The 8,167-nt window shown below is 63.9% G+C and carries 6 protein-coding genes and 1 pseudogene; 3 read left to right on the forward strand and 4 right to left on the reverse strand.

Annotated features, from left to right (window positions below):
• Positions 1-157: 157 nt before the first annotated feature.
• Genes Q0K43_RS09010 through Q0K43_RS09020 form a run of 3 tightly spaced genes read right to left on the reverse strand, consistent with a single transcriptional unit; the run spans position 158 to position 3,851 of the window.
• Positions 158-1,240 carry a GerAB/ArcD/ProY family transporter gene (locus Q0K43_RS09010; protein ID WP_297290216.1) on the reverse strand — a complete coding sequence of 361 codons (1,083 nt, stop codon included), beginning with the start codon at positions 1,238-1,240 and terminating at the stop codon, positions 158-160.
• A gap of 26 nt (positions 1,241-1,266) precedes the next feature.
• Positions 1,267-2,346: a Ger(x)C family spore germination C-terminal domain-containing protein gene (locus Q0K43_RS09015; RefSeq protein ID WP_297290217.1), complete on the reverse strand. Its 1,080-nt coding sequence runs from the start codon at positions 2,344-2,346 to the stop codon at positions 1,267-1,269.
• Positions 2,343-3,851 (reverse strand): spore germination protein, encoded by a 1,509-nt coding sequence (locus Q0K43_RS09020; RefSeq protein WP_297290218.1) that lies wholly within the window; start codon positions 3,849-3,851, stop codon positions 2,343-2,345. The genes Q0K43_RS09015 and Q0K43_RS09020 overlap by 4 nt, the downstream gene beginning before the upstream one ends.
• A gap of 244 nt (positions 3,852-4,095) precedes the next feature.
• Between Q0K43_RS09020 and Q0K43_RS09025 the strand changes: the two genes are divergently transcribed.
• From Q0K43_RS09025 to Q0K43_RS09035, 3 genes are read left to right on the forward strand one after another with little or no spacing between them, the layout of a single operon-like run.
• Positions 4,096-4,596, forward strand: a complete 501-nt coding sequence (locus Q0K43_RS09025) for a complex I 24 kDa subunit family protein (protein ID WP_297290219.1) — start codon at positions 4,096-4,098, stop codon at positions 4,594-4,596.
• A 12-nt stretch (positions 4,597-4,608) separates the two neighbouring features.
• Complete coding sequence (locus tag Q0K43_RS09030; RefSeq protein ID WP_297290220.1) at positions 4,609-5,874, forward strand: complex I 51 kDa subunit family protein; 1,266 nt, start codon at positions 4,609-4,611, stop codon at positions 5,872-5,874.
• On the forward strand, positions 5,871-7,622 hold the full coding sequence (locus Q0K43_RS09035; RefSeq protein WP_297290221.1) for an NADH-dependent [FeFe] hydrogenase, group A6: 1,752 nt from the start codon (positions 5,871-5,873) through the stop codon (positions 7,620-7,622). The genes Q0K43_RS09030 and Q0K43_RS09035 overlap by 4 nt, the downstream gene beginning before the upstream one ends.
• 146 nt (positions 7,623-7,768) lie before the next feature.
• Here the strand turns inward: Q0K43_RS09035 and Q0K43_RS09040 are convergent.
• Positions 7,769-8,167 (reverse strand): annotated as a pseudogene (locus Q0K43_RS09040) (phosphate acyltransferase); the annotation flags it as partial.

Below are 8,167 nucleotides of genomic sequence, written 5' to 3' on the forward strand. Positions count from 1 at the left end.
CTTTGGTGCCCTCCGCAAGGCGCTCAGTTAGAATACCACCCTCACTCCCCTTTGTCAACACCTTTTTCATCTTTTCTATAGGTTTTTTTGCATCCCGCAAAATACACCCAGATACGGTAGTCCACCCGTATACAAACACACAAGATATCCCCGTGCTTTATTGCCTCCTGCACATTTTCACCACAGCCAGCAGCGCGGGCACGCCAAATCCCAGGGCAATGCTCCCCCAGAGAACGGGGCCTTCCAGCGCCCGATCCAGGGAAAAGGCGTCGGGAAAGAGCCAGATCGCCCCTGCCGTCGCTACCACAATGATGGGCAAAACGGCGGTGCGCCGCTTGGGGATGAGAAAGGCCTTTTGGGCCAGCAGCGAACAGGCGCAGGCCAGATAGCCCAGCAGCGCCAGATCGGCCAGCACCCACAGGGCGATGATAACCGATTCCATCCGCTGAAAGGTACCCTCAAAGCCGATCCCTTTTACCATCATAAAGTAAGGGGTATCCATCCGGACCGCCAGGCCGGGTCCAAAGTTGCCCAGGCAGACCACCTGCAAGGCAGTCAGGGTCAGGCACAGGCCCGCCGCCCACCGCAGCGTCTTTCTTCGCCCGCCCTCTTCAGGCGCCACATCCCCCCCAAAGCAGGCGGCAAACACCACATAGCCCAGCAGGCCCAGCACAGGCAGTGTGGCCAGGCCCACCCCAGGCAGATCCTCCACCCACACCGGCAGCAGGTTTACCGGGTCGATCTGGAAGGCGCCCAGCACCAGGGACAGGGCCAGCCCTACGGCCAGGGCCAGGAAAAACACCTCTCCCGCCCGGCCCAAGGCCCGCACCGGCTTGCGCACCAGCCAGAAGGTCACGCCCAGCAGCGTGAGCAGAAACAGGATCATGGGGGCGTTTCGGTAGCTGATGGTGAGGAAGCGCAGGGCCACCTGCCGGGCGTTGGCGGCCAGCAGGTAGAGCCCCCAGAAGAGATAGAGGAGGCACAGAACACGCCCCAGCACGGGGCCCAGCAGCCGCCGGGCCGTATCGGGCAACCCGCCCTCCCCCGGCCCACCCCGGAACAGCCAACACAGCAGCCAGCACAGGCCCAACAACACCGGCAGCGCCACAAGGGTGGCCAGCCAGCCCCCTACCCCCGCCTGCTGGGCGGTACGGCCGGGCAGCAACTGAACGGCAGGGGACAGCAGGGCGGCAAAGGTCAGGGTCAGCAGTTGCCGCAGAGAAATGCGGTCGTCGGGCATGGTGTCACCTCTTACATTGATATAAGTTATCCGTCGGCGTGGTAGCTGCGCTGGATCACCGCCCCGGCAGTGGCCTCCAACTTCAGGTCTTTCATGGAATAGCTGCCCAGCAGCGCCTCCTTGTGCCAGGGTACCGCAAAGGCGGCGGATTGGCGCAGCCCCAGATAGTCGGCATCCAGCGCCCGGGACAGCTCCAGCGCCTGGGCCATCCGCTCCGCCTCCACCTGGGCCAGCTCTACCTCCAGGGCATCCAGAGTGGCCTGGTCGGGCATGGCGCTCCCCTCCGCCAGATTGGCATCCACCTTACAGTGGACCTTTAACCCGGCCAGCGTGTCCCCCTGCCAGATGGGCCGTACCGAAGTGGCGGCCCCTACCACCCGCAGGGCGGCGGCGGTGCCGTCGGGGGCCTGTACCTCCACCACGTCGGCGTCCACCTTGCCGAAGATCAGATTGACCCCCAGGGCGGCGTCTCCCTCCGCCCAGCCCACCAGCACCCCATCCTTCAGGATGCCGTAACCGGCGGCGGTCAGCCCGCCGTCCGCCAGCACTGCCGGCAGAAAGGAGGCCCCCTGCCGGTCCAGCTCGGCCAGCACGTCCTTCACCGTCCGGGGCATGGAGTTGGCGGTGAGCCCGGCGTCGTCGGCCAGGGCCTCCAGCCGGTCGGTGGCAGAGCCGTCGGCGGCTGCAGCCTCAATGGCCTGACCCGCCGTGCCGCCCCGCACCACATAGAGGGCGGTCTCCAGGCGCATCTCCACATCCCTCAGCACATAGTTGAGGGATGGCATGACCCCCTGTTGGGCCAGCCCCTCCCCCAGCAGCAGCTGGGTGACGTGTCCGAAATAGAGGTAGGAGGAGCCCTCCCCCTGGAGTTCCAGCACGGCGGCGCTGATGGTGCCCGCCTCACCGGACACCACCTGGGTCTCCTCCTGGGAGGTGCCGCCGGAGGCAGTAATGGTCACCCCCGCGTCCCCCGCTGTATCCACCCCCAGGGTGCGGATCAGTTCCATGTCCTCGATCTCCCGGGCATAGGGCAGAAAGCCGGAGTACCGGCGGCAGCCGGTGAGCAGGAGCATGAGGAGCAGCACCAACAGAATCCGTTTTTTCACCGCTGTTTCCTCCTGTTCCTGGGCTTGAGGGCGGCGGGCCGGTTCTTGACCTGGGGCATGGGCCGCCGCAGCAGCACATGTTCCCGTGTAGCCGGGCCGGTGCTGACGGCAAAGGGCGTCAGATAAGGCACCCCAAAACTTTCCAGCCCCGCCAGATGGACGATCAGCACCGCAATACCGATTACAGCACCGAAGAGCCCCGCCGCGCTGGACAGCAGCACCAGCACAAACCGCCAGATCCGCAGGGCGCCCCCCAGCTCCTGGGAGGGCATGGTGTACCCGGCGATGCCCGCCACCGCCACCACGATGAGTACCGCCGGGGAGACAATTTTGGCCTCCACCGCTGCCGAACCCACCACCAGACCGCCGATGATGGAAACCGTCTGGCCGATGGACTGGGGCAGCCGCAGCCCCGCCTCCTGGAGGATCTCAAAGGCGATGAGCAGAACGATGACCTCAAAGGCGGAGCGGAAGGGTACGTTCTGCTTGGCGGCAATGATGGACAGGGCCAGCCGGGTGGGGATCATCTCCTGGTGGAAGGTGACCATTGCAATATAGAGGGCGGGCAGCAGCAGGGTGGTGAGCATACAGAAGTAGCGCAGCACCGTCAGGGCGGTGGCCAGCAGCCAGTTGGAGGACTTGTCCTGGGGGGCCTGGAGAAAGTTGCCCAGCACCGCCGGGGCCAGATAGCCCAGGGGGATGCCGTCGATGAGGATGCCCACCCGACCCTGAGCCAGCCCGGCGCAGAACCGATCGGACCGCTCGGTGTACTGGATGAGGGGAAAGGGGGTGTGGGCGGCTGGCACAATATACTCCTCGATGGCCCCGGTGGAAAATACCCCGTCGATGTCGATGTCCCGCAGCTGGGCGGCCACCTGCTCCACCAGATGGGGGTTGGTGATTCCTTCTATATAAAGGATATCCACCAGAGTGGCCGACTGGCGGCCCACGATCTGCTCCTGGATACGCAGCTCGGGAGCTTTCAGGTGACGGCGAACAATGCTGGTATTGGTGCGCACACTCTCCACAAAGGCGTCTTTGGCTCCCTTGAGAACCGTCTCGTTGTCGGGGGCGGACACCGAGCGCTTCTCCTCGGTACCCACAAAGCAGGACAGCACCGTACTTTCCCCGGGAAAGAGCAGCACGCACCACCCGGCCACCAGGTCAAAGACCACCTGGTCCAGCCTGTCCCGCTCCTCCACCGTCAGGTTGTACAAAGCACCCTGGCGCATCCGCTCCATCATGGGGGCCACCCCGGCGCACCGGGCCAGCACCGGGTCCTGGGCCATCGGACGCATCAGATAGTCGCTCACCCGCTCCATGCGCACCATACCGCTGAGATAGCACAGCGTCAGGGTATGCCGCGGGTCCTCTCCCACCTGCACCGTCCGGTGGACAAAATCCACGCAGTCCCGGAAGATCTCCTCCAGCCGGGCCAGGGTAATGGGCCCCGGATACCTGGGTTCCTGCAGGGGATGGGGATGGGTCTCCCCTCTTTCACGCATTGGACGACCTCCCTTCCCACCAGAGCAGATCCGCCCCGGCTTTTTCGTCAAATTCAACAACCTAAACTTTTTTCAGTATCCCCAATTTTTTATTTGTTATACAAAAATGAAATCAGCTGTTGCAATTTTCCAAAAGCCTTGATATACTGAATAAAACTCCCCGGTTTATCTGGTAAACTAGTCACCTTTTGGTAAGTACCCCGCCGCTCCGGTGGAGCAATTCTAACAAAGAGGAGGAGCCCCTATGAAGCCTTTCACCCAAGCCGCCGACGTCCTGGACAAGGAGCTGGCGGTCAAGATCGACGGCATCATCTCCGCTCACAACGGGGACGCCACCCAACTGGTGGGCATCCTGCTGGACGTGGAAGCTGCCGTGGAGCGGCATTACATCCCGGAATCCGCCGCTTACTATGTGGCCCAGAAGCTGGGCGTCAAGCCCACCCAGGTCTACGACGTCATCTCTTTCTACACTGCGCTCCACGATAAGCCCCGGGCCAAGTTCACTCTGGAGGTATGCAACTCCGCCCCCTGCCGGGTGAAGGACAGCGACAAGCTGGTGGAGACCCTCAAGCGCCTTTTGAACCTGGAGGTGGGCGAGGTTACCTACGACGGCCGTTTCTCCATTGAAAAGGTACCCTGCTTTGGGGCCTGCGACGTCTCCCCCGCCGTGCGGGTCAACGGCGTGGTGTACGGCCATCTGGACAGCGAAGAGCGTATCCTGGATATGCTCCAGCAGCTCAATTAAGGGGGTGCCGGTATGAGCAAGAAAGTCTGTTTTATCACCCGTAACTTCGGGAAATACGATCCGGACAGCCTGAAGAGCTACGAGTCCATCGGCGGCTTCACCGCCCTGCGGAAGGCTCTGAAGATGGACGGCAACGAGATCGCCGACGTGCTGGCCGCCAACGGCGTCCAGGGCCGGGGCGGCGCCGCCTACGACATGGGCAAGAAGTGGCGTCAGGCCCGTGAGGTCAAGGGCGAGCATAAGTGCGTGGTGTGCAACGCCGACGAGGGCGAGCCCGGCACCTTCAAGGACCGGGAGCTGCTGACCAACGATCCCTTCCAGCTGCTGGAGGGCATGATCATTGCCGGCTGGTCCGTGGGGGCCGACAACGGCTACATCTACATGCGTGAGGAGTATTCCCACCTGCGTCCCCGGCTGCTGTCCGCCATCGCCCAGTGCGAGGAGGCCGGCTACCTGGGCGACAACATCCTGAACTCCGGTCTGAATTACCGCATCCACCTCTACTCCGGCGCCGGTGCCTACGTCTGTGGCGAGGGTTCCGCCCTCTCCGAGTCCATCGAGGGCAAGGCGGGCCGGCCCCGGATGAAGCCCCCCTTCATCAAGCAGTGCGGCGTGTTCCATCTGCCCACCTGCGTCAACAACGTGGAGTCCCTCTCCCTGGTGCCCCCCCTGCTGCTGGACGACGAGGGCTACTACAAGAGCCAGGGCACCGAGGACTGCCCCGGCACCAAGATGATCTCTGTCTCCGGCAACGTGAAGAACCCCGGCGTGTTCGAGGTTCCCTTCGGCATCACCATCCGGGAGATCGTCTACGACCTGGCCGGCGGCATGGAGAATCCCGAGTATCCCCTGCGCCTGGTGCAGCTGGGCGGCGCCTCCGGCCGGATCTGCGCCCCCTCTCAGCTGGACACCCCCTACACCTATAAGGGCATGCGGCAAGCCGACCTGACCGCCATCGGCTCGGGCGCGGTGCTGGTGGTGGATGAGCGCACCAGCGTCATCGGTTTCCTGCGCATGACCCAGGAGTTCTTCTCCCACGAGAGCTGCGGCCAGTGCACCCCCTGCCGGGAGGGCAACCGCCACATCGCCATGCTGCTGGATAAGATCGCCGCCGGCGAACACACCCAGAAGGATGTGGACACCCTGAAGAAGTTTGCCGACATCATGTCCTGCGCTTCCCTGTGCGGCCTGGGCGAGACGGCTCAATCCGCCCTGCTGTCCGCCATGAAGCGTTTCCCTGAAGTCTTTGCCGTCAAAGAGGAGGTCGCGGTCCGATGAGCAATACGGTACATCTTACCATCAATCACCTGCCGCTGGAGGTGCCCGCGGGCACCCGCATCATCGAGGCGGCCAAGATGCTGAACATTGATATCCCCCATCTGTGCTATCACCCCGACCAGACCATCAAGGCCCACTGCCGGATGTGTATGGTGGAGGTCACCGGCCAGCGCAAGCTGCTGGCCGCCTGCTCCACCGTGGTGTGGGAGGGCATGGAGGTCTTTACCGACACCAAGAAGGTGTACGACGCCCAGGTGGGCGTGCTGGACCTGATCCTGGCCGACCACAAGCAGAACTGCCTGTCCTGCGCCCGCAACGGCAACTGCGAGCTGCAGAAGCTGTGCCGCCGGTTCAACCGCCTGCTGCCCGAGCTGCCCGACATCTCCTCCAACGAGCCTCTGCGCATCGACAATCCCTCCATCGTGCGGGACCCCTCCAAGTGCGTCAAGTGCGGCCGCTGCGTGAAGGTGTGCGCCGAGGTCCAGGGCTGCGCCGCCCTCACCGCCTCCAACCGCTCCGGCGACTTCAAGATCACCACCGCCTTTGACCTGCCCATGGATCAGACCGACTGCGTCCTGTGCGGCCAGTGTTCCCTGGTGTGCCCCGTGGGCGCCATCGTGGAGGTGGACAACACCAACGATGTGGTCCGCGCCATTCAGGATCCCCGTAAGCACGTGGTGGTCCAGGTGGCCCCCTCTGTCCGGGTGGGCCTGGGCGACGAGTTCGGCATGGAGGCCGGCGCCATCGTCACCGGCAAGATGGTCACCGCTCTGAAGATGCTGGGCTTTGACAAGGTGTTCGACACCAACTTTTCCGCCGACCTGACCATCATGGAGGAAGGCAGCGAGCTGCTGGACCGTATCAAGAACGGCGGCAAGCTGCCCATGATCACCTCCTGTTCCCCCGGCTGGGTCACCTACATGGAGAAGCAACACCCCGAGCTGTGCGACAACCTGTCCACCGCCAAGAGCCCCCAGGGGATGTTCGGCGCCGTGGTCAAGACCTACTACGCTCAGAAGATGGGCTGGGACCCCCACGACATCGTGTCCGTGTCCGTCATGCCCTGTACCGCCAAGAAGTACGAGGCCTCCCGTCCTGAGCTGGGCCGGGACGGCTACCGGGACGTGGACTACGTCCTCACCACCCGTGAGCTGGCCAAGCTGATCCGCTACGAGGGCCTGGACCTGTCCGTGCTGCCCGAGAGCGAGTTTGACTCCCCCCTGGGCATCGGCTCCGGCGCCGGCGCCATCTTCGGCGCCACCGGCGGCGTGATGGAGGCCGCCCTGCGTACTGCGTACGAGGTGTATACCGGCCAGACCCTGCCCCGCCTGGAGTTTGAGGCGGTGCGCAACGACGTCAACGCCATCAAGGAGGCCACCATCGACCTCAACGGCACCCCGCTGAAGGTGGCTATTGCCAACGGCCTGAAGAACGCCGAGGAGATCATCCGCCGGGTGGAGAGCGGCGAGGCCGACTACATCTTCATCGAGATCATGGCCTGCCCCGGCGGCTGCATCGGCGGCGGCGGCCAGCCCATCGGCACCAACAACGCCGTCCGGGACGCCCGCATCAAGGCCCTGTATGAGCTGGACAAGAGCCTGCCCCTGCGCAAGAGCCACGACAACCCGGAGATCAAGACCATCTATGAGGAGTTCTTCGGCGCGCCTCTGTCCCACCGCTCTCACGAGCTGCTCCACACCCACTATCACGCCCGTCCCAAGAAGCACGACTTCTCTCACCTGAAGTAAGCAAAACAGCGGCCGCCCTGTTGGGCGGCCGCTGTTTTTATGCTTCACCTTGTAGGGGCGGCCTTTATGGCCGCCCGCCGTATTCCCCCATCCACGCAAAAAGGCCGGCGCTGACGCGCCGGCCTTTTGTGCCGTATGTAAGGAAATTACTTGCCCTGCTGGGTCTTGCGCCACTCGTTGAGGATGGCGCAGAACACCAGGGACAGGTAGCTCTCCTCCGCCTTGGCGGAGCGGGAGGTGAGGGCGATGGGCACCTTGGCGCCCACCACAGCGCCGCAGGTGGTGGCGTGGGCGTGGATGAGCCAACTCTTCACCAGGGTGTTGGCGGCGATCAGGTCCTGGGCAATAATGCCGTCGAAGCCACCGCCGGCCCAGGGGCAGTCGTAGTTCTTCAGGCGGCAGGCCTCCTTGGAGATAATGAGGTCGTAGGCGATGGGGCCCCACAGCTCGCAGTCGGCGAAGGGATGCTGCTTCTGCTCGCTCACCAGGCGCTGGGCCTCGATGGTGTCGGGCATATGGAAGTTGACGTTCTCCACCAGGGCCAT

Origin of the sequence: uncultured Flavonifractor sp. (genome assembly GCF_944383115.1) — a bacterium.
Classification (GTDB): domain Bacteria; phylum Bacillota; class Clostridia; order Oscillospirales; family Oscillospiraceae; genus Flavonifractor.

What these genes read in the sequence shown, in the direction of transcription:
- Q0K43_RS09030 (WP_297290220.1), top strand. Translation starts at nt 4,609, where the DNA reads ATGAGCAAGAAAGTCTGTTTTATCACCCGTAACTTCGGGAAATACGAT.
- Q0K43_RS09010 (WP_297290216.1), bottom strand. Translation starts at nt 1,240, where the DNA reads ATGCCCGACGACCGCATTTCTCTGCGGCAACTGCTGACCCTGACCTTT.
- Q0K43_RS09020 (WP_297290218.1), bottom strand. Translation starts at nt 3,851, where the DNA reads ATGCGTGAAAGAGGGGAGACCCATCCCCATCCCCTGCAGGAACCCAGG.
- Q0K43_RS09035 (WP_297290221.1), top strand. Translation starts at nt 5,871, where the DNA reads ATGAGCAATACGGTACATCTTACCATCAATCACCTGCCGCTGGAGGTG.
- Q0K43_RS09025 (WP_297290219.1), top strand. Translation starts at nt 4,096, where the DNA reads ATGAAGCCTTTCACCCAAGCCGCCGACGTCCTGGACAAGGAGCTGGCG.